14 protein-coding genes are annotated in these 18411 nt (G+C 72.8%); 4 read left to right on the plus strand and 10 right to left on the minus strand.

Going from position 1 to position 18411, the window contains the following annotated elements:
• Window positions 1-107: 107 nt before the first annotated feature.
• Entirely contained in the window at window positions 108-1586 is a 1479-nt protein-coding gene (locus tag ACIQU3_RS28310; RefSeq protein ID WP_403732361.1) for a regulator, read from the plus strand.
• Between the two features lie 87 nt (window positions 1587-1673).
• On the opposite strand, the gene ACIQU3_RS28315 is transcribed toward ACIQU3_RS28310, so the two are convergent.
• Both ACIQU3_RS28315 and ACIQU3_RS28320 read right to left on the minus strand, forming a co-directional pair.
• On the minus strand, window positions 1674-3080 hold the full coding sequence (locus ACIQU3_RS28315; RefSeq protein ID WP_403732364.1) for an NAD(P)/FAD-dependent oxidoreductase: 1407 nt from the start codon (window positions 3078-3080) through the stop codon (window positions 1674-1676).
• 370 nt (window positions 3081-3450) lie between these two features.
• Entirely contained in the window at window positions 3451-4353 is a 903-nt protein-coding gene (locus tag ACIQU3_RS28320; protein ID WP_403928296.1) for a TIGR01777 family oxidoreductase, read from the minus strand.
• Window positions 4354-4424: 71 nt separating this feature from the next.
• On the opposite strand from ACIQU3_RS28320, the gene ACIQU3_RS28325 reads away from it, so the two are divergent.
• Entirely contained in the window at window positions 4425-4922 is a 498-nt protein-coding gene (locus ACIQU3_RS28325) for a GNAT family N-acetyltransferase (protein WP_403732370.1), read from the plus strand.
• Between the two features lie 37 nt (window positions 4923-4959).
• On the opposite strand, the gene ACIQU3_RS28330 is transcribed toward ACIQU3_RS28325, so the two are convergent.
• Window positions 4960-6144: a MarP family serine protease gene (locus ACIQU3_RS28330; protein ID WP_403732373.1), complete on the minus strand. Its 1185-nt coding sequence runs from the start codon at window positions 6142-6144 to the stop codon at window positions 4960-4962.
• 186 nt (window positions 6145-6330) lie between these two features.
• On the opposite strand from ACIQU3_RS28330, the gene ACIQU3_RS28335 reads away from it, so the two are divergent.
• Window positions 6331-7194, plus strand: coding sequence for a peptidoglycan recognition protein (locus ACIQU3_RS28335; protein ID WP_403732376.1), 864 nt, complete (start codon window positions 6331-6333; stop codon window positions 7192-7194).
• A gap of 56 nt (window positions 7195-7250) precedes the next feature.
• Window positions 7251-7559 (plus strand): hypothetical protein, encoded by a 309-nt coding sequence (locus tag ACIQU3_RS28340; protein WP_403732379.1) that lies wholly within the window; start codon window positions 7251-7253, stop codon window positions 7557-7559.
• Window positions 7560-7619: 60 nt separating this feature from the next.
• Here ACIQU3_RS28340 and ACIQU3_RS28345 read toward each other — a convergent pair whose 3' ends face one another.
• The 7 genes from ACIQU3_RS28345 to ACIQU3_RS28375 all read right to left on the minus strand — a co-directional run bounded on the left by ACIQU3_RS28345 (window position 7620) and on the right by ACIQU3_RS28375 (window position 18235).
• Entirely contained in the window at window positions 7620-8138 is a 519-nt protein-coding gene (locus ACIQU3_RS28345) for a DUF4240 domain-containing protein (protein ID WP_403732481.1), read from the minus strand.
• A 56-nt stretch (window positions 8139-8194) separates the two neighbouring features.
• Window positions 8195-9181 carry a helix-turn-helix transcriptional regulator gene (locus tag ACIQU3_RS28350; protein ID WP_403928298.1) on the minus strand — a complete coding sequence of 329 codons (987 nt, stop codon included), beginning with the start codon at window positions 9179-9181 and terminating at the stop codon, window positions 8195-8197.
• 59 nt (window positions 9182-9240) lie between these two features.
• Entirely contained in the window at window positions 9241-11943 is a 2703-nt protein-coding gene (aceE, locus tag ACIQU3_RS28355; RefSeq protein WP_403928301.1) for a pyruvate dehydrogenase (acetyl-transferring), homodimeric type, read from the minus strand.
• 266 nt (window positions 11944-12209) lie between these two features.
• Entirely contained in the window at window positions 12210-12833 is a 624-nt protein-coding gene (locus ACIQU3_RS28360) for a GntR family transcriptional regulator (protein ID WP_403732386.1), read from the minus strand.
• A 236-nt stretch (window positions 12834-13069) separates the two neighbouring features.
• Complete coding sequence (gene sucB, locus ACIQU3_RS28365) at window positions 13070-14854, minus strand: 2-oxoglutarate dehydrogenase, E2 component, dihydrolipoamide succinyltransferase (protein WP_403732388.1); 1785 nt, start codon at window positions 14852-14854, stop codon at window positions 13070-13072.
• Between the two features lie 63 nt (window positions 14855-14917).
• Window positions 14918-16306, minus strand: a complete 1389-nt coding sequence (lpdA, locus tag ACIQU3_RS28370) for a dihydrolipoyl dehydrogenase (protein WP_403732391.1) — start codon at window positions 16304-16306, stop codon at window positions 14918-14920.
• A gap of 402 nt (window positions 16307-16708) precedes the next feature.
• Complete coding sequence (locus tag ACIQU3_RS28375) at window positions 16709-18235, minus strand: leucyl aminopeptidase (RefSeq protein ID WP_403928304.1); 1527 nt, start codon at window positions 18233-18235, stop codon at window positions 16709-16711.
• Between the last annotated feature and the right edge of the window lie 176 nt (window positions 18236-18411).

Below are 18411 nucleotides of genomic sequence, written 5' to 3' on the forward strand. Positions count from 1 at the left end.
GGGTGTTTACTCTCCGCTACATTCGCGCCGTCCAGCAAGCCAAAAGGCCTGCTCACAGGCAATCCGGAACGTCACCGACACCGGAAGGCAGGAGACCGCACCGCACCATGACGGAACGACCCGCGCAGCGCACCCCCAACCGACAGCTCGCCGCGCTCATCGCAGAAGCGGGGTTCTCCAACGCGGGACTCGCCCGTCGCGTGGACCAGCTCGGTCTCGAACACGGGCTTGATCTGAGATACGACAAGACGTCCGTCACCCGCTGGCTGCGCGGCCAGCAGCCCCGGGGCACCACCCCGGCCCTGATCGCCGAGGTCTTCACCCGGCGCCTGGGCCGCCGTCTCACCGCCCAGGACCTCGGACTGGACGCCTGCGCCCCCGTCTACGCGGGGCTGGAGTTCGCCGGCACCCCCGAGGAGGCCGTCGACATCGTCAGCGGGCTGTGGCGCAAGGACTCCGGCAGCCACGCCGAGCTCCGCAAGATCGCCTTCACCCCGGCCGGGCTCGTCGTGCCCAGCCGCGACTGGCTGATCGGCCGGGCCGACGAGAAGGTCACCCGCGGTGAGCAGCACGCCACCCGCATCCCGGCGCAGGGCCGGCCCGCGCTCCGCCCCACGGCCCCGGCCGAGCAGGGCGCCCCGTCACCGTCCCGCCGGCGCCACCAGGCCGAACGGGGGCCCGGCCAGAAGGTCACCGCCGGCGACATCGCCGCCCTGCGTTCGGTCGCGGAGCTGTTCCGCACCCTCGACGACGCCTACGGCGGCGGCCACGCCCGCCAGGCCCTCGTGCGCTACCTGGAGCACGAGTGCGAGCCCATGCTGCGCGGCACCTACGGCGAGCAGACCGGCCGCCGCCTCTTCGCGGCCGCCGCCGACCTCACCCGGCTCGCGGGCTGGACCTCGTACGACATCGCCGCGCACGGACTGGCCCAGCGCTACTTCGTGCAGGCGCTGCGGCTCTCCCAGGCGGCCGGGGACCGGACCTACGGGGCCTACGTGCTGGTCACCATGAGCCGCCAGGCCGTCTACCTGGGGCACGGGCGGGAGGCAGTCCAGCTCGCCCGCGTGGCCCAGCAGGGCGTCGGCACCTCCGGGCCTCCTGTCGTGCAGGCCCTGCTGCACGCGTCCGAGGCACGCGGACACGGCGTGCTCGGCGAGGTCCGGGCCTGCACCGCGGCCCTGGTCCGGGCCGAACGCGCCCTGGACACGGCCCGGCCCGGCGATGACGTCCCGCACTGGGCGAGGTTCTTCGACGAGGCGCAGCTCGCCGACGAGTTCGGCCACTGCCACCGTGACCTGCAGCAGTTCCGCGCCGCGGCCCAGCACGCGGAGCGCTCGCTCCAGCTGCGCGCCCCCTCCTACGCCCGCAGTCGGCTCTTCTGCCGCGTGGTCCTCGCCACCGCCCGCCTGGGCCTCGGCGAACTCGACCAGGCCTGCCAGCTCGCCGCGGAGGCGGCGGGCCAGGCGGCCGAGATGCGCTCGGTACGGGCGGTGGAGTACGTCAGGGACTTCGAGCGCCGCCTGGAGCCGTACAAGGACGCGGTGCCGGTGCGTAGCTACCGCGACAAGGTGGCGGCTCTGGGGTGAGGGGCCTTCCGTCAGGGGCGCGGGGCTGCGCAGACGTGCGGCTCCGCCGCGTGGGCGCGACCGGCCTGCGGGCACCCACCGAACCGCCTACGCGGCCCGCGGCACGGTGGGCAGCGGATCGGCGACATGCATCGACCGCCCTGCCCCCAGGTCCGCCAGCATCGCCGCCGAAGCCCGGTGCCCGGAGTGCAAGGCCCCCTGGACCGTGCTGGTGTCCCGGTGATCCCCGCACACGTACAGCCCGGCGATCAACCGCACCGGCCGCCGCAGATCATGCGGCGGCCGCATCGCCGGCACCGCCTCCGCCGTCCGGTGCACGGCCAGCGTCTCCCACCGGGCCGTCGACACCCCGTACAACCGCGCCAGATGCATGCGCACCGCCGTGTCGACGTCCCCGGGGCACCGCCCCAGCACCGTCGACGACACCAGCGCCCGGCCCGCCGGCGCCCGGGCCGGGTCGACCTGGCTGACCACCGCGGTGTGCGAGACCGGCCCGCCGAGGTCCGCGTCGAGCAACAGTGACGCGCCCGTCCCCGGCGGCTCGTCGGTCGTGTGGTGCACCACCGTCACCGGGTGGAACTCCGGCACCCGCAGCCCGGGCAGCAGTTCGGCGGCGGCGCGTGCGCCCGTCGCCACCAGCACCGCACGGCACCGGATCTCACCGTGCTCCGCGGTGGTCACCGAGGTGGTCGACACGGAGGTGACGCGCACGCCGGTGTGCACCGTGCCCGGTGGCAAGGTGCGCGCCAGGAGCTCCGGCAGGGCCTCCGCGCCGCCCTCCGGCAGGCACAACCGGCCCCGTGCGAAGGCGCGCAGTGCGAGGTCCGCACACCGGCTGGACGTCGTCAGGTCCGGGTCGCACAGCAGGGCGGCGAGCAGGGGGCGCAGAAAGCCGTCGATCGTACGGGCGGGCAGACCACGCGCCGCCAGGGCCGCACCGGCGGGCAACTCCGGGCGGGCCAGCAGCCGTTCGGCCGGTGTGCCCGCCAGCCGGGTCAGGGCGGCGCCCAGCCTGGCCTGGTCGACGGCCGTGCCCAGCGGCGCGCCTGGCCGGCTCCGCGGGACGGAGACCTGCCGGCCCGGCACGGCCGCCGGCCTCCGTGACGACCTCGACGCGGACGGCGACCGGGGGGCGCTCGCCAGCGCGCGAACCGCGTGCAGTGCGCCCCTTGCGCCCCCCGCGCCCGGCTGGACGCCGGCGCGGTGGTGGCGCCCGTCGCCGTGCAACAGGACGCCGGGTGCGAAGGGGCGCAGCACCATGTCGTCGAGACCCGGTGTCAGTCGTAGTTCGGGATACGCCGTGGACAGCAACTGGCCGATCCTGTCGAGCCGGAAGCCGTCGACCTTCTCCGTGGCCATGCGGCCGCCGACCCCGTGGGCGGCCTCCAGGACCATGGTCGTCACTCCTGCGCTGGTCAACCGGTGCGCGGCCGAGAGTCCGGCGACCCCGGCCCCCACGACGACCACGTCCGCCTGGTACGCGGGCTCAAGCACGTGCCCCTCCTCGAGGTTGCGCGGGCGCTGGAGACGTCATGCCCTCAACAGGCCGCAGGGATACGCGAGTTCTGGTCGAGGGTAGGACCGTGATCGGTCAACGGGAGTCGCGCATCGGCAGGGCACGGTCGCACAGTGGTCGCATACGAACGCCTTGTGGGCATGAAGTGGTCGCAGGGGGCTGGTGTGCGCCTGGAGGAGCTGGCTCGGACCTGCCGGTCGGTCCTCGGCCGGGTGGCCGGTGCACGTCACCGCCGGGCTCCACCGGGCCCTGCCCGCCCCGGGCTTCGCCCTGTCCACCCGGGTTTCGCCCCGCCCACCCGGGTTTCGCCCTGACCCGGCCGACGTCGCCCGGCGCGACGGGAAGCCGTCACAGTGCCGCCCGGATCGCCCCCTCGATCTCCGGGAAGGCGAACCGGAATCCCGACTCCAGCAGACGCGCCGGCAGGATCCGGGCGCTGCCGAGGACGTCCCCGGCCATCTCGCCGAGCACGGTCCGCAGGACGGCCGCCGGCACCGGGAACAGGGTCGGGCGGTGCAGCACGCGCCCCATCGCCGCGGTGACCTCACGGTTCGTCACGGGGTTCGGGGCGGTGATGTTGAACGGCCCCGACAGGCCGTCGGTGTCGATGAGATGCCGGATGGCGGCGACCTCGTCGTGCAGCGCGACGAACGACCAGTACTGCCGCCCGTCGCCCATCCGCCCCCCGGCCCCCGCCTGGAACAGCGGGAACAGCCGCCCCCAGGCGCCGCCCTCGCGGGAGACGACCAGCCCGGTCCGGGTGAACACCGTGCGCACACCGGCCTCCTGGGCGGGTGCCGTGGCCCCCTCCCACTTCACACACAGCGAGGGCAGGAAGCCCTCGCCCGCGGGCGCGCTCTCGTCGACCGCGCGCTCCCCGGTCTCGCCGTAGTAGCCGATGGCGCTGCCGTTCACGAACACCCGCGGCCGCTCCTTCGCGTCCAGCGACGCGACCGCCTCGGCGAGGGCCGTCGTGCCCTTCACCCGGCTGTCGTGGATGCGCCGCTTGTAGGCCTCCGTCCAGCGCCGGTCGCCGACCCCGGCTCCGGCCAGGTTGACCACGGCGTCGCAGCCGGCGAGCCCGGCCGCGTCGACCCGGCCGCCCTCGGGGTCCCAGCGGATCTCCCCGGACGCGCGGGGCGTGCCGCGCACCAGGCGGCGCACCTCGTGTCCGTCCGTGGTCAGGGACCGCACCAGGGCGCTGCCGATGAGGCCGGACGCACCCGCGACCACGATTCTTGAATGTTCCATGAATCCATCCTGCCGGGTGGCTCCGTAAAACCGTTGCAAGGACTTGATCCGCTCGCCATAGGGTGACGCCCATGCCCGAGCTTCCCGCACCGCGCGTCCGCGCCGCCCGGCCCGAGGACGACGGCGCGCTGGCCCTGCTCGACCGGCTCACCTGGTCGTATCTGCACGCGGTGGTACCCGAGCCGCAGCCGCCGTACCCTCCGTTCTTCGACGAGCGGCACACCCCCGAGGACTGCCTGGTCGCCGAACTCGGCGACCGTCTCTCGGGCTTTCTTCGCCTCGGTTTCCCCACTCCGCTCGACTCGAACCGGCACGTCCGTCAGATCCAGGGCCTCGCCGTGGCCGAGGAGGCCCGCGGCCGGGGCGTGGGGCGGGCACTGGTGCGGGCCGCCGTGGAGGAGTCCCGTCGGCGCGGAGCCCGCCGCCTCACGCTGCGGGTCCTCGGGCACAACGCCCCGGCCCGGGCGCTCTACGCGGCCGAGGGATTCGTGGTCGAGGGGATCCTGCCCGGGGAGTTCCTGCTCGACGGGGCCTACGTCGACGACGTGTTCATGGGACGCACCCTGTGACGTGGGCTTCTGGCGAGGCGCGGAGCCCGCGCCGGGGTCACGACGCGGCCGGCTCGCCCGTGTCCACCGGGGCCGTCGCGCCCGCGGCGCTCCGCGCGTCGGAGGCCACCTCGTCCGCCGTCAGGACGTAGCCCGTCTCGGCGTCCGAGGTGGAGCGGGCGAAGACCACGCCGAACACCCGGCCGTCCGTGGTGAGCAGCGGTCCGCCCGAATTGCCCGGGCGGACCGTGGAACGGATCGAGTAGATCTCCCGGGTCGCGGTCCCGTCGTTGTAGATGTTCTGCCCCGTCGCCCGCACCCGGTTCGCGACCGTGGCCGCCTGGAGGTTCAGGTCGCCGTCCTCCGGATAGCCCGCGACGACCGCCGAGTCACCGCGCTCCGCGTCGTCGTCGAACCGCAGCACGGGCGCCCTGAGCCCCGGCACGTACAGCACGGCCACGTCCTTCTGCGGATCGAAGAGCACCACCCGCGCCTCGTACGTCCGCCCGACACCGCCGATCTGCACGGTCGGCTCGTCGATGCCCGCCACCACGTGGGCGTTGGTCATCACGTGCTCGCGCGCGTACACGAACCCGCTGCCCTCGCGTCCCTGGGTGCCCGCGACGCCCTCGACCTTCACCGTGCTGCGCTTGGCGGCGTCGGTCGCGGCGGCGGTGACACTGTCGCCCGTGGGCTTGGCGACCTCGGCCGTCGACTCGTTCTCGAAGGGGTTGAAGACCTGTGGGAAGCCCGCCTGCGTCAGCGCGGACGTGGCCCCCGAGAACCAGGCCGGGGTGGTGTCCGGCATCGTGCGCTGCACGGCGCCGAGCAGCCGGGAGTCCCGGATCGCCGAGGTGACCAGCGGTGACGAGGACACGCCCAGGACACTCGCCGCCACCCACGCCACGATCAGCACGGCCACCGCGTTGGCCACGGCCCCGCCGATCCCGTCCGCCACCCGCAGCGGCCCCCGGTCCAGCTCCCGCCGCAGCCGCAGCGCGAGGCGCCCCGCCAGCTCGTGCCCCACCACCGCCGGGAGCAGCACCGTGAACACCGCCGTCAGCGTCGCCCGCGTGGTGCCCGCCTCCACCAGGTCCATGACCCACGGCAGCACCCACACGCCGACGACCGCACCGCCCACGAAGCCCGCCAGCGACACACAGCCGGCCACCAGCCCGCGCCGGTACCCGGACGCCGCGTAGGCCAGGACGACCAGCAACAGCAGGATGTCGAGCAGGTCCACGCACGCCGCCTTTCTCTCGGAACCCCTTAATACGCGGGGGGAGGGCCCGGTGATCAGTCGCAGGCGCACGGATGATCGGAACCGGCCGCGCCCGCACCCGGAAAAACGTCGCGGACCGTGACGATGGTTCCACCGGGTGGCACATCACACATCGCGGACGGACCGCATCAGGCCGACAGTGGGACCATGCGTGTCTTGCGAAGACGGCGGGGCGCACGCGGACACCCCGCCGACCGGACACCCGGCATAGCCGGCCTGCCGCGCGCGGCCCGCGCGCTGCTCGGCTGCCTGCCGGGCGCCGCCGCCGTCCTGGCGCTGTTCCTGTGCGCCCACGGCGTCGAGAACGCCGCCGACACCGGCACCGCCGCCGCCCCGCCCCGCTCCCCGGCCACGCCCCACACCGCCCCGCGCCCGCCCATCGTGCCCCGAGCCCACTGGCTGGGCGACGCCGGCCGCGCGCAGCCCCGCCCGCGCTACGACGACCGGGTCACCGCTGTCTTCGTCCACCACACCGACTCGCCCAACGGCTACGACTGCGCCGACGCGCCCCGCATCATCCGGGACCTCTACACCGGCCAGACCGGCACCCGCGACTGGGACGACATCGGCTACAACTTCGTCGTCGACCGCTGCGGCACCATCTACGAGGGCCGGGCGGGGGGCGTGGAGCGCGCCGTCACCGGCGCCCACACGCAGGGCTTCAACCACCGCACCTCCGGCATCGCCGCCCTCGGCACCTTCACCGAGGGCATGCCCGTCCCCCGGCCCCTGGTCCGCGCCATCGCCGCACTGTCCGCCTGGAAGCTGGGCCTGTCCGGCACCGACCCGCGCTCGGACGTCCGGCTGGTCTCCAGCAACGGCCTGAGCCGCTACGCGGCCGGCACCAGCGCACGCCTGCCCGCCCTCGCCGGGCACAACGACGGCTACATGACCAGCTGCCCGGGCGCCGCCCTGCACGCCCGCCTGCCCGAGATCAGACAGCTCGCGGCCCGCCTCCAGGGCAGGCCGGACGATCCACGGCAGGGCCACAGCGAACGCGCAGCGTCCTGACATCCCGGCCTCCTACGGTCGTCGCCGACACAGGCAGCAGACCGGAGGTGGGGACCATGAACGACGGCCGTACGCAGACACCGAAGGACCAGGACGGGCGGAGGGGGAGCGCCCGCGGTCCCTGGGCGGTGCTGTGCGCGGCCGTGACCGTCGTCCTGGGCCCGGCCGCGGTCACCGCCTCCGCCCTCGACCAGGCCAACGCCGCGCCGCTGCACCACGCGGTGCGGACCGGCCAGACGCACCCGTACACCCGTCCGACACGAGCCGTCACCGTGCCGCCCGGACGCCCCGAAGCGCCGGCCACGCCTCCGAACGCCACCGAGGCCGGGCCCCTTGCACGCCCCGGCCTCGGCCGCAGCCTCTGAACGCCCCACCCGCCCGACCGATTCTGAAGCGTCGGCCACTCGAAGAGCGCGACAGCGGCCTCAGCCTCTGAAGCGTTGCCACAGCCGGGGGTAGCGCTCGGCGAGGAGCCCGTCGTTCTCCAGGTCGAGCGGCGTGCCCTCCGGCTCCGGGGGCGGCGGCGTGATCTCCAGATCGGGTGCGACCACACCGGTGAGCTGCTCGTAGGCCTCGTCCGCCGCGTAACCGAGCTCCTCGCCGTCCCCGTCGATCTCCTCGTCGAAGTCGCCCAGCAGGTCGGCGAGCGCGTCCGGGTCGTGCACGGCGCCTTCGAACACCTCCCTGCCCTGCCCGATCAGCCAGCACCGGAAGAAGTCGAACGCGTCGTCGCTCGCCCCGTCGAGCAGCACCCAGGCGGCGCCCCACAGGTCCCAGCGGTAGGCACGGTTGTAACGGGACTCGAAGTGACGGGCGAAATCCAGGACCGAGTCCGGGTCCAACTGGGCGAGCCGGTCCACGAGCAGGTCGGCCTGCTCCTCCGGGTCGCCTTCGGCGGCCTCCCGGGCGTCGTCCACCAGCTCCCAGAACTCCGTCTCGTCCATCACGGGTCAAGCATCGGCCCTGGGGCACAGGGGCGCACCCGGAGTGCGCGGGATCGTTATGCGCCGCTCCCGGGCCGGTAGAGCCGGGCCAGCCGCTCCGCGTCGGCGGCGAACCGCTCGCGCAGGCTCTCCGGCGCCAGCACCTCCACCTCCGGTCCCAGCGTCGCCAGCTGCGTGCGGGCGACCTCCTCGGACTCCACCGGAAGGGTCACCGTCACCCAGCCGCCCTCGTCCGGGGCGTGCGCGTCCGCCAAGGCCTCCCGGGCGGAGACCGAGTCGACGGCGTACGGCAGTGCGCGCACCCCGCCGGGGGACAGCCGCACCACGATCCGCGCCCGCAGGAGGGACCGCGCGAACTGCTCGGCCCGCTCCTCCCAGAACGCGGGCAGGTCGAACTCCGGCTCCCGCTCGAAGCGCTCCTCGCCCGGGTCCACCGCCGTGAACCGGTCGATCCGGTACACCCGGAAGGACCCGCTCCCCGTCACCCGCGCGCACAGGTACCAGACGCCCGCCTTCAGCACGAGACCGTACGGCTCCAGCTCCCGGACCACCTCGTCCTCCCCGCGCCGGTAGCGCGCGCTGATCCGCCGGTCGTCCCACACCGCGTCGGCGACGGCCGGCAGCAGCCCGGGCGTCTTCGGCTCCCGGAACCAGTTCGGCGCGTCCAGGTGGAACCGCTGGGCCGCCGACCTGGAGGCGTCCCGCAGGGACGGCAGCAGCGCCGCCGACACCTTCAGCCGGGCCGCAGAGGCGGCGTCCTCCAGGCCCATCTCGCGCAGCGCCCCCGGGACCCCGGACAGGAACAGCGCCTCGGCCTCCCCGCGGTGCAGCCCGGTCAGCCGCGTCCGGTACCCGCCGACCAGCCGGTACCCGCCGGCCCGGCCGCGGTCCGCGTACACCGGCACCCCCGCCTCCGACAGCGCCTGCGCGTCGCGCGTGACCGTCCGTTCCGACACCTCCAGCTCACGGGCGAGTTCGGCGGCCGTCATGGAGGGCCGGGACTGGAGCAGCAGCACCATCTTGATCAGCCGGGCAGCACGCATGGCCACATCATGCAGCAGGCCCCCGCCGGGGCGGGGGCCTGCCGATCACCGGTCCGTGCTCACAGACCGTACTGCTCGCGCGCTTCCTTCACGGACGCCGCCTTCACCTCGCCGCGCTTGGCGAGCTGGGCGAGGGCCGCGACGACGATCGACTCGGCGTCGACACCGAAGTGGCGGCGGGCCGCCTCACGGGTGTCCGAGAGGCCGAAGCCGTCGGCGCCCAGCGAGGACCAGTCCTGCTCGACCCACTGCGCGATCTGGTCCGGGACCTGGCGCATGTAGTCGGAGACCGCCAGCACCGGGCCCTCGGCGCCCTGGAGCGCCTGCCGCACGAACGGCACCCGCTCCTCGCCGCGCAGTAGCGCCTCGTCCGCCTCCAGCGCGTCCCGGCGCAGCTCGCTCCAGGACGTCGCCGACCACACGTCGGCCGCCACACCCCATTCCTCGGCGAGCAGCGCTTGCGCCTTGAGCGCCCAGTGGATCGCCGTACCGGAGCCGAGCAGCTGGATCCGCGGGGCGTTCGCCGGCACGGTCACGCCCGCCGACTCCGCCGTGTTGAAGCGGTACAGGCCCTTGACGATGCCTTCGTCGACGTCGTCCACGGACGGCTTCGCCGGCTGCGGCATCGGCTCGTTGTAGACGGTCAGGTAGTAGAAGACGTCCTGGTCCTCACCCGGGGCCGCCTCGCCGTACATCCGGCGCAGACCGTCCTTGACGATGGCGGCGACCTCGTAGGCGAACGCCGGGTCGTACGTCAGCGCCGCCGGGTTGGTCGCCGCGATGACGGGGGAGTGGCCGTCGGCGTGCTGCAGGCCCTCGCCCGTCAGCGTCGTACGGCCGGCCGTGGCGCCGACGAGGAAGCCGCGGCCGAGCTGGTCGCCGAGCTGCCACATCTGGTCGGCCGTGCGCTGCCAGCCGAACATCGAGTAGAAGATGTAGAACGGGATCATCGTCTCGCCGTGCGTCGCGTACGACGTCGACGCGGCGATGAAGTCGGCCATCGAACCGGCCTCGGTGATCCCCTCGTTGAGGATCTGGCCGTTCTGGGCCTCCTTGTAGTACATCAGCTGGTCGCGGTCGACCGGCTCGTACGTCTGGCCCTTCGGCGAGTAGATGCCGAGGGACGGGAAGAGCGACTCCATGCCGAAGGTGCGCGCCTCGTCCGGGACGATCGGCACCCAGCGCTTGCCCGTCTCCTTGTCGCGGACCAGGTCCTTGACGAGGCGGACGAACGCCATGGTGGTGGCCACGTTCTGCGAGCCGGAGCCCTTGTCGAAGGACGCGAACGCCTTCTCAGCGGGGGCGGGCAGCGGGGCGACCGGGTGCACGCGCCGGGCCGGGGCCGGACCGCCGAGGGCGGCACGCCGCTCCTGGAGGTAGCGGACCTCGGGGGAGTCGGCGCCCGGGTGGCCGTAGGGCACCACGCCGTCCACGAAGTCGCTGTCCTTGATCGGCAGCTCCAGCAGGTCGCGCATGTTCTTGAACTCGTCCACCGAGAGCTTCTTCATCTGGTGGTTGGCGTTCTTCGACGCGAAGCCCTCACCGAGGGTGTGGCCCTTGACCGTCTGGGCCAGGATCACGGTCGGTGCGCCCTTGTGCTCGACGGCCGCCTTGTACGCGGCGAACACCTTGCGCGCCTCGTGGCCACCGCGCGAGAGGTGGAAGCACTCGAGGATCTTGTCGTCGCTCAGCAGCTTCGCCATCTCCACGAGCGCCGGGTCGCGGCCGAAGAAGTCCTGGCGGATGTAGGCCGCGTCGCGGGTCTGGTACGTCTGGATCTGCGCGTCCGGTACCTGACGCAGACGGCGTACGAGCGCGCCCGTGGTGTCGAGCCGGAACAGCTCGTCCCAGGCCGTGCCCCACAGCGTCTTGATCACGTTCCAGCCGGCGCCGCGGAACTGGGCCTCCAGCTCCTGCACGATCTTGAAGTTGGCGCGGACCGGGCCGTCGAGGCGCTGCAGGTTGCAGTTGATGACGAAGGTGAGGTTGTCCAGCTCCTCACGGGCCGCCAGCGCGAGGGCCGCCGTCGACTCGGGCTCGTCCATCTCGCCGTCGCCGAGGAACGCCCACACGTGCGAGGCGGAGGTGTCCTTGATGCCGCGGTTGGCCAGGTAGCGGTTGAAGCGCGCCTGGTAGATCGCGGACAGCGGACCGAGGCCCATGGAGACCGTGGGGAACTCCCACAGCCAGGGCAGGCGGCGCGGGTGCGGGTAGGAGGGCAGGCCGTTGCCGCCCGACTCCCGGCGGAAGTTGTCGAGCTGCTCCTCGTTCAGCCGGCCGTCGAGAAATGCACGGGCGTAGATGCCGGGGGAGGCGTGGCCCTGGATGTAGAGCTGGTCGCCGGAGCCGTCGGCCTCCTTGCCCTTGAAGAAGTGGTTGAAGCCGGTCTCGTACAGCCAGGCGGCGGAGGCGAAGGTGGCGATGTGGCCGCCGACGCCGTACTTGCTGCCGCGGGTCACCATCGCGGCCGCGTTCCAGCGGTTCCACGCGGTGATCCGCTGTTCCATCGCCTCGTCACCGGGCACGGCCGGCTCGGCGGAGGTGGGGATGGAGTTGACGTAGTCGGTCTCGAGGAGCTTCGGCAGCGCGATGCCGGCGCCCTCGGCGCGCTCCAGCGTGCGGCGCATCAGATATGCGGCACGGTGCGGCCCGGCAGCCTTGGTGACCGCGTCCAGGGAGGCCTGCCATTCGGCGGTCTCCTCCGGGTCCCGGTCGGGGAGCTGGTCGAGCTCGCTCGGCTGGATGGCGTTGGGGTCGGTCATGTCGCCGCCTTCCTCAGTCGAAGGGGGTTCCCTCACATAAGGGGATCGGGGGTGCCCTTTGTCTTTGGCAGGACAGGGCTGAGGCTTCGGTGGAAGCCCGTCGGCGACTGTAACCCCCTGATCGATGATCGATCAAAGGGTTGAGGGGCAAAACCTCTTGATCACGAGAAAGTAGGCACGGGGTGCCTCCGACGGTGGCACGCGGTGACCGATTATCGAACGGTTTTCGCAGGTCGGGGGCGTTTGAGCGAGCGGGTGCTCGGGTGTCACGCCCGGGGGGCGCAGCCCAGCACGTGCGCCTTCACGAGTTCGGCGATCCGCGGGTCGCGGCGCTTGAACGCGGCGACGAGCTCCTCGTGCTCCTCCGCGTACGACTGCTGCCGGGTGCCCAGCCAGCGGATCGACAGGGCCGTGAACACCTCGATGCCGAGGCCTTCCCACGTGTGCAGCAGCACGGAGTTGCCCGCGGCGCGGACCAACTCGCGGTGGAAGGCGACGGTGTGGCGGACCTGCGCGGTGCCGTCGGAGACGCGGTCGGCCTCGTGCAGGGCGCTGACGTGGGGTTCCAGTGCCGAGCAGTCCTCTGCGAGGCCCGCTGCGGCCAGCTCCGCGGCGATGGCCTCCAGGCCGGCACGGACGGGGTAGCTCTCCTCCAGGTCGGCGGCGGTCAGGTTCCGCACGCGGACGCCCTTGTTGGGAGCGGACTCGATCAGGCGCAGGGACTCCAGCTCGCGCAGGGCCTCGCGGACCGGGGTCTGACTGACCTCCAGTTCCGTGGCGATCCGGCGCTCGACGATCCGCTCGCCCGGCTGCCAGCGTCCGCTGATGATCCCCTCCAGGATGTGCTCGCGGATCTGCTCGCGGAGCGAGTGGATGACGGGCGCGGTCATGAGGGCTCCTTACGCGGGATCGACGTTTAGACAATACGGCCGGTTCGCTCCGCGGGTGGGGCGGGTGAGGGCGCTTTGGTGCAGGTGAGACGAGACTTACACAAGGGGTGTGGGGCGGTCGTTCGGCTACCGCGCCGTCGTGGTTGGTCGCGCAGTTCCCCGCGCCCCTTGGGGACGACGGTGCCCCGCTCGGAAGATCCGAACGGGGCACCGTACAGCCGTACCGGCGATGGAGGTCAGAGGCCGAGCTCGACCTCGAACTCGCCCGCCTCCAGGATGGCCTTGACCGCCGTCAGGTAGCGGGCGGCGTCGGCGCCGTCCACCAGGCGGTGGTCGTAGGACAGGGTCAGGTACGTCATGTCGCGGACGCCGATGACCGTGCCCTCCTCCGTCTCGATGACGGCGGGACGCTTGACCGTCGCGCCGATGCCGAGGATGGCGACCTGGCCCGGCGGCACGATGATCGTGTCGAAGAGCGCGCCGCGCGACCCGGTGTTGGAGATGGTGAAGGTCGCGCCGGACAGCTCGTCCGGGGTGATCTTGTTGGCGCGGACCTTGCCCGCCAGGTCGGCCGTGGCCTTGGCGATACCGGCGAGGTTGAGGTCACCGGCGTTCTTGATGACCGGGGTCATCAGGCCCTTCTCGGAGTCCACCGCGATACCGATGTTCTCGGTGTCGAAGTAGGTGATGGTCCCCTCGGCCTCGTTGATCTTGGCGTTGATCGGCGCGTGCGCCTTCAGCGCCTGGGCCGCGGCCTTGACGAAGAACGGCATCGGAGAGAGCTTGACGCCCTCACGCGCCGCGAACGCGTCCTTGGCGCGGGCGCGCAGCTTCATCAGACGGGTGACGTCGACCTCGACGACCGAGGACAGCTGGGCCTGCTCGTGCAGGGCCTTGACCATGTTGTCGCCGATGACCTTGCGGATCCGCGGCATCTTCACCGTCTGGCCGCGCAGCGGGGAGGCCTCCAGCACCGGGGCCTTCTTCGCGGCCGCCGGGGCGGCAGCGGCGGGGGCCGGGGTGGCGGCGGCGCTCTTCGCGGCCTCGGCGGCGGCGACGACGTCCTGCTTGCGGATACGGCCGCCGACGCCGGTGCCCTTGACGGTGGCCAGGTCGACGCCCTGCTCGGCGGCGAGCTTGCGCACCAGCGGGGTGACGTAGGCGCCGTCGTCGGCCGGCTTGGCGGCGGCCGGAGCGGCCGGGGCCTGGGCCGGAGCCGGGGCGGGCGCGGGAGCGGCCGGGGCCGGCTCGGGAGCCGGGGTGACCTGCTGCTGCGGGGCCGGGGCCGACGGGGCCTGCGGGGCCGGGGCGGGCTGCGCCGGTGCCGGAGCCGGGGTGGGCTCGGGCTGGGCCGGGGCGGCCGGGGCCTCCTGCGCCGGGGCGGCGGCCGGAGCCGCACCCGCCTCGCCGATGACGGCGAGCTTGGCGCCGACCTCGGCCGTCTCGTCCTCGCCGACCACGATCTCCAGCAGCGTGCCCGAGGTGGGCGCCGGGATCTCGGTGTCGACCTTGTCGGTGGAGACCTCGAGCAGCGGCTCGTCGGCCTCGACGGTGTCACCGACCGACTTCAGCCAGCGGGTGACGGTGCCCTCGGTGACGGACTCGCCGAGCGCGGGCAGGACCACGTCCGTGCCCTCGGCGGAACCGCCGCCGGCGGCGGCGTCGGCGGAGGGAGCGGGCGCCGGGGCGGCCTGCTCGGTGGACGGGGCGGCCGGAGCGGGCTCGGGGGCGGGCTCGGCGACCTGCTCGGCCTGCGGGGCCTCGGCGGCGGCGGGCGCGCCGCTGCCGTCGTCGATGAGGGCCAGCTCGGCGCCGACCTCGACCGTTTCGTCCTCGGCGACCTTGATGGAGGCCAGGACACCGGCGGCGGGCGAGGGGATCTCGGTGTCGACCTTGTCGGTCGACACCTCGAGCAGCGGCTCGTCGGCCTCGACGCGCTCGCCCTCGGCCTTCAGCCAGCGGGTGACAGTGCCCTCGGTGACGCTCTCACCGAGCGCCGGAAGGGTTACGGAAACCGCCATGGTTTCGGTTGCTCCTTACGGAAAGTGCGGAAGTCTGTGTCGTCGCGTGTGTCGACCGAGGGGTCAGTCGTGCGCGTGGAGAGGCTTGCCGGCCAGGGCCAGGTGGGCCTCGCCGAGCGCCTCGTTCTGCGTCGGGTGGGCGTGGATGAGCTGGGCCACCTCGGCGGGCAGCGCCTCCCAGTTGTAGATCAGCTGGGCTTCGCCGACCTGCTCGCCCATGCGGTCGCCGACCATGTGGACGCCGACGACGGCACCGTCCTTGACCTGGACGAGCTTGATCTCGCCCGCGGTGTTCAGGATCTTGCTCCTGCCGTTGCCCGCGAGGTTGTACTTCAGAGCGACGACCTTGTCCGCACCGTAGATCTCCTTGGCCTTGGCCTCGGTGATACCGACGGAGGCGACCTCCGGGTGGCAGTACGTCACCCGCGGGACACCGTCGTAGTCGATCGGAACGGTCTTCAGACCGGCCAGGCGCTCCGCCACCAGGATGCCCTCGGCGAAGCCGACGTGCGCGAGCTGGAGGGTCGGGACGAGGTCACCGACGGCGGAGATGGTCGGCACGTTCGTGCGCATGTACTCGTCGACCAGGACGTAGCCGCGGTCCATGGCGACGCCCTGCTCCTCGTAGCCGAGGCCCTGGGAGACCGGGCCGCGGCCGATGGCGACCAGCAGGACCTCGGCCTCGAACTCCTTGCCGTCGGCGAGGGTGACCTTGACGCCGTCCTGGGTGTACTCGGCCTTCTGGAAGAAGGTGCCCAGGTTGAACTTGATGCCGCGCTTGCGGAACGCGCGCTCCAGCAGCTTGGAGGAGTTCTCGTCCTCGACCGGGACGAGGTGCTTCAGGCCCTCGACGATCGTGACCTCGGTGCCGAAGGACTTCCACGCGGAGGCGAACTCGACGCCGATGACGCCGCCGCCCAGGATGATCGCGGACTTCGGCACGCGGTCCAGGACGAGGGCGTGGTCGGAGGAAATGATCCGGTTGCCGTCGATGTCCAGGCCCGGCAGCGACTTCGGCACGGAGCCGGTCGCGAGCAGGATGTGGCGGCCTTCGACACGGCGGCCGTTCACGTCGACGGAGGTGGGGGAGGAGAGGCGGCCCTCACCCTCGATGTAGGTCACCTTCCGGGAGGCGACGAGGCCCTGCAGGCCCTTGTACAGGCCGGCGATCACGCCGTCCTTGTACTTGTGGACACCGGCGATGTCGATGCCCTCGAAGGAGGCCTTCACACCGAACTGCTCGCTCTCGCGGGCCTGGTCGGCGATCTCGCCCGCGTGCAGCAGGGCCTTGGTGGGGATGCATCCCCGGTGCAGGCAGGTGCCGCCGACCTTGTCCTTCTCGATCAGGGCGACGTCCAGGCCCAGCTGCGCCCCGCGCAGGGCCGCGGCGTAACCACCGCTGCCACCGCCGAGGATCACTAGGTCGAAAACGGTGCTGGCGTCGTTCGCCACGTCACGTCCTCCATGCATGTGCGCCGTGAGCCGGTCTTCGGTGACCGGCAGGCGGCTGGTGTCCGGCCGCTCGTTCTTCGGCCCTTCGGTGGGGCCCTGTCCTGCCGTGCCCCATCTTCGCACTTGTCGGCACACAAGGAGACGCCGGGCTGCGGTGTGAGACGCCCCACGTTCAGATGAGCCGAGTGGGGCAGCACCCGAAGGCGCGCGGGGCTGTGTCTGATCTGCGGCTCCGCCGCGTGGGCGCGGGGGCAGCAGAACAGGGGCGCGGGGCTGTGTCTGATCTGCGGCTCCGCCGCGTGGGCGCGGGGCCAGCAGAACAGGGGCGCGGGGAACTGCGTGAACAGCCCCCACGCCCCCGCACTCGCCACACAACGGGCGAGACCGAGCTAAGAGGCGAACTCAGCCAAGGTCGCCCGAAGCCGTCAGCTCGGCCAGCCGCACCAGCGTCCGCACGGCCGTCCCCGTGCCGCCCTTCGGCGTGTACCCGAACGGCCCGCCCTCGTTGAAGGCCGGCCCGGCGATGTCCAGGTGCGCCCAGGTGATGCCCTCGCCCACGAACTCGCGCAGGAACAGGCCGGCGACCAGCCCGCCGCCCATCCGCTCGCCCATGTTCGCGATGTCGGCGGTCGGGGAGTCCATGCCCTTGCGCAGGTGCTCCGGCAGCGGCATCGGCCACGCCGGCTCCCCGACCTCCTCGGCGGCCTCGCACAGCGCCGCGCGGAACGCGTCGTCGTTGCCCATGATCCCGAACGTCCGGTTGCCCAGCGCCAGCACCATCGCCCCGGTCAGCGTCGCCACGTCCACGATCGCGTCCGGCTTCTCCTGGGAGGCCGCCCACAGCGCGTCGGCGAGCACCAGCCGGCCCTCGGCGTCGGTGTTGAGCACCTCCACCGTCTTGCCGCTGTACATCCGCAGCACGTCACCCGGACGGGTCGCGGACCCGGAGGGCATGTTCTCGGCCAGGGCGAGCCAGCCGGTGACGTTGACCTCCAGGCCGAGCCGCGCGGCGGCGACGACCGCGGCGAACACCGAGGCCGCCCCGGCCATGTCGCACTTCATCGTCTCGTTGTGACCGGCCGGCTTCAGCGAGATGCCGCCCGAGTCGTAGGTGATGCCCTTGCCGACGAAGGCGAGGTGCTTCTTCGCCTTGGAGGAGGTGTACGACAGCTTGACCAGGCGCGGGGTGGCCGCGGAGCCGGAGCCGACGCCGAGGATGCCGCCGTAGCCGCCCTTGGCCAGGGCCTTCTCGTCGAGCACCTGGACCTTGATGCCGTGTTCCTTGGCCGCGGCCTGGGCGATCGCGGCGAACGACTCGGGGGTCAGGTCGTTCGGCGGGGTGTTGACCAGGTCGCGGGAGCGGTTGAGCTCCTCGGACACGGCGACGGCGCGCTCGACCGCGGCCTTGTACGCCTTGTCGCGCGGCTTGCCGCCGAGCAGGACGATCTCGGCGAGCGGAGCCTTGCCGTTCTTCGCCTTGGGGTCCTTGCCGTTGTCCTTGTAGGCGTCGAAGGAGTACGCGCCGAGCAGCGCGCCCTCCCCGACCGTGCCCGCGGCGGCGGCGTCGCCGAGCGGCAGCGCGAAGGCGGCCTTCCCGGACCCGGCCAGGGCGCGGGCGGCGACACCGGCGGCCTTGCGCAGGGCCTCGGCGTCGTAGTCGGCGTCCTTCTCCGGGACCGCGCCCAGACCGACCGCCAGGACGAGCGGCGCCTTGAAGCCGGACGGCGCCGGCAGCTTCGTCACCTCGCCCTCGCCGCCGGAGGCGCCGAGCGTCTCCAGGACGCCGGCGAGCCTGCCGTCGTACGCCTTGTCCACGGCCTCGGCGCCCGGTGCGACGACCGGCCCCTTGGCACCCTTGGCGACACCGATCACGATCGCGTCGGCCCGCAGACCGGACGCCGCGGCGGTGCTGAGAGTGAGAGCAGTCACGGTGGTGAAATCTCGCTTCCGATGTGAAGTTGCTGTGGTCGAACGGTGTGGGTCGACCGGGCCCGACAGCCGACCCTATGCGGACCTCCGAGGGCGGGACTCGCGGGGCCTTCCCCGGTGCGGCGAACACTCGACGACGAGACTACGCGCGTGGCCCCGTTCGCTCATTCCTTCGG

Source organism: Streptomyces sp. NPDC101110 (genome assembly GCF_044759525.1).
Classification (GTDB): Bacteria; Actinomycetota; Actinomycetes; order Streptomycetales; family Streptomycetaceae; genus Streptomyces.

What these genes read in the sequence shown, in the direction of transcription:
- ACIQU3_RS28325 (WP_403732370.1), top strand. Translation starts at nt 4,425, where the DNA reads ATGCCCGAGCTTCCCGCACCGCGCGTCCGCGCCGCCCGGCCCGAGGAC.
- ACIQU3_RS28310 (WP_403732361.1), top strand. Translation starts at nt 108, where the DNA reads ATGACGGAACGACCCGCGCAGCGCACCCCCAACCGACAGCTCGCCGCG.
- ACIQU3_RS28345 (WP_403732481.1), bottom strand. Translation starts at nt 8,138, where the DNA reads ATGGACGAGACGGAGTTCTGGGAGCTGGTGGACGACGCCCGGGAGGCC.
- ACIQU3_RS28335 (WP_403732376.1), top strand. Translation starts at nt 6,331, where the DNA reads ATGCGTGTCTTGCGAAGACGGCGGGGCGCACGCGGACACCCCGCCGAC.
- sucB (WP_403732388.1), bottom strand. Translation starts at nt 14,854, where the DNA reads ATGGCGGTTTCCGTAACCCTTCCGGCGCTCGGTGAGAGCGTCACCGAG.
- aceE (WP_403928301.1), bottom strand. Translation starts at nt 11,943, where the DNA reads ATGACCGACCCCAACGCCATCCAGCCGAGCGAGCTCGACCAGCTCCCC.
- ACIQU3_RS28350 (WP_403928298.1), bottom strand. Translation starts at nt 9,181, where the DNA reads ATGCGTGCTGCCCGGCTGATCAAGATGGTGCTGCTGCTCCAGTCCCGG.
- ACIQU3_RS28320 (WP_403928296.1), bottom strand. Translation starts at nt 4,353, where the DNA reads ATGGAACATTCAAGAATCGTGGTCGCGGGTGCGTCCGGCCTCATCGGC.
- ACIQU3_RS28360 (WP_403732386.1), bottom strand. Translation starts at nt 12,833, where the DNA reads ATGACCGCGCCCGTCATCCACTCGCTCCGCGAGCAGATCCGCGAGCAC.
- ACIQU3_RS28340 (WP_403732379.1), top strand. Translation starts at nt 7,251, where the DNA reads ATGAACGACGGCCGTACGCAGACACCGAAGGACCAGGACGGGCGGAGG.